At 46.4% G+C, this 1583-nt stretch carries 1 protein-coding gene; it reads left to right on the top strand.

Features of this window, described 5'->3' with window-relative positions; all coding sequences use genetic code 11:
* Window positions 1–1583: hypothetical protein (locus KDK18_RS02265; RefSeq protein WP_257252898.1), on the top strand; the 1583-nt coding region annotated here is incomplete at both ends.

Below are 1583 nucleotides of genomic sequence, written 5' to 3'. Positions count from 1 at the left end.
GCTACTCAAGATAGTGCTACTCAAGATAGTGCTACTCAAGATAGTGCTACTCAAGGTGTCGCAGATGAATTTGAATTCTCAATAGGGCACGTCAGAGTCGCTTCGTCGGTCATGACGCCAACCTGGATGTATAATCAACTCTTAAAACACTTCGGCTTCAAACCTGAACTTAAAGATCTGCTGTCTAACCGGCATTTTGTTCAGAATATTCATGAATTGGTACCCATTGTCACCAAAGCCTACGGCGTTTCTCCTCCCGAAGACGGAAGCTTTGCTTCCAAAGTCATTGGCGACTTTGCCGGACAGACGTTTGAAATGGCAAGCAAGCAGGATCCGGAAGTCCGTTCCCGGGCCATTCAGCAGTACCTGAAGCGGCAGATCCCTGGCCTTGATCTGAGTGAGCAGAATGAAGGCATCACGACAGAAGACCACAATGCTCTGAAGGCAAGACTTTATAATACGCTTCTCAAGAATGCAGCGCTGGAAGAAGAACTGAAAGACATCCGCACACCAGGCCACCCCAAAGCCATGCCTGAAGTGCTTCGGATACTTCGTGCCGCAGCAAGAGTTTTGGGGAAAAAGAATCGCCTCAATGATAAGGACGATGTGTATTTCCAACGTCAGGTCATTGCTATTCTTATGCATCTGTGCATCAGAGAAGCCAGACGGGTGTCAGAGTTAAAGGCCCGGATCAAACTGCAAGTGCTGGAAAAAATACTCACCATCAAAATCAATAAAGGTGATGACAAAGCAACAAGACTGCAAAGGATCCGTGCAAAGATTGATGGCGGTGATGTCTCATATCACGAGCTGAGTGGGATGTACATGATCTTACGGCCGGGACCAGCCCTGGAGGCAGATCTGCCGGAGGCGGATATCGTACTCTCAGATATTCATGATCGTCTCAACTCCGTAGTCGAAGAATCGGATCAGCGAGCCGAAGAACAACAACTAAATTATCTTACCGCTCTTGAGATGGAACTAAATATCTCCCCTCATGAAAACCCTGCTGCTCAAGAAAGAGGCAAAATTTTCATGGCTCAACTGGCCAGAGCTTTACAGCTGGGGTTTGCAGATGATGCCAACCTTTTCGACCAGCAGCATGTTTTAAGAGACAGAATCCAGGAATTAATGGAAGAAGTAAACGAATTTTATGACGATGAAGGTGCCAAGAGAATCAAAAACAATCAAATTGCCGATCAACTCAACATTAAGAACTACAGATATCACGGCAGTATAGACGAGCAAAACAGTCTGATTGAGGCAAAACTTGAACATCTGGATGAAGAAGTGTTTAAAGCGGGTCAGCCTGATGTTGATGAGCGTATCGCAGCCATTGAACATGAGCTGGACAAGCAAATGGCTCGTCTGGGTCCTAAGCCCCGGTTCGACCTTCATCGTGATGTCGCCAGGGCCAAACGAGCCATTAAAAAAGCTGAAAGTAATCTGTCAGGTGTTCATCGAAAACTGAATAATATTCGTCGCAAACAAGTGGTCTATGTGAGTCGTACCGACGTCTACCCTGCTATCACGGACGAAGACGAAAAGACTCTCAATCAGGCCATTAAACAAATCCAGATCGA

The sequence above is a fragment of the Endozoicomonas sp. SESOKO3 genome (assembly GCF_024606255.1).
This window is presented reverse-complemented; position numbering and strand designations above follow the sequence as displayed.